The 715-nt window shown below is 47.0% G+C and carries 1 pseudogene; it reads right to left on the minus strand.

Annotated features, from left to right (window positions below):
* A pseudogene (locus R7093_RS25435) lies at positions 1-715 on the minus strand (lipase); the annotation flags it as partial.

Below are 715 nucleotides of genomic sequence, written 5' to 3' on the forward strand. Positions count from 1 at the left end.
GTCGTTTAAGTACAGTTTCGAGCCTACCAGTTTTAGCTGCTCTGTAGGATCTGTTGCCAGCTTGCTAACGTCTACAGGAGAGCTTGCGAAAACGCCAGAAGAAAGTTGCTGAACCATGTTCGCTTGTTCTGCTGGATCGGTAAGTGCTGCGTTTAGCTTCGCTAGGCTTGGCATCGCAGACACCATCGGTTGCATGTTCCAGTTTGCGCCTTTTTCAAGGTAGTGTGGCAGTCTTACTTGACCCTGAGTAACATTCACACTCGCGCCAGATTGCACGTAAAGACCTTTAATCGCGGTTTTCGCTGCATCTAAGTCACTGACGTATTTATTAAAGTCACTGTCCGAATCTAACGCTGTCATAAAGTCTTGTGTCTCACCAAGCACCATTGTGTACGCAGTAGCAAGGTCGACAGCATTCTCGTTAGTATCATTTTTGTAAATGGTATTTAGCGTGTTCGCGCCAGTAGCAAAACCTGTCGCAGTAACACCTTTAACAGCCGCTAACGTGTCACCTACAGATTGAGTGCTGAACCATGATGAGTAGACAATATCAGCTGGGTTGACTTGCGCTAGACCAAAAATGCCTTCGACAGCTTCTGTTACCGCTTGTACGGATGCAAGATCGCCTGATTCGTACTTAACTTGTTTGCTCTTTGCCACCGCGTAGCTTGAAGAGGTGCCAATAGGCTCGCCATTAACGTCAGTTACGTCTTGT

The sequence above is a fragment of the Vibrio sp. 1580 genome (assembly GCF_033340055.1).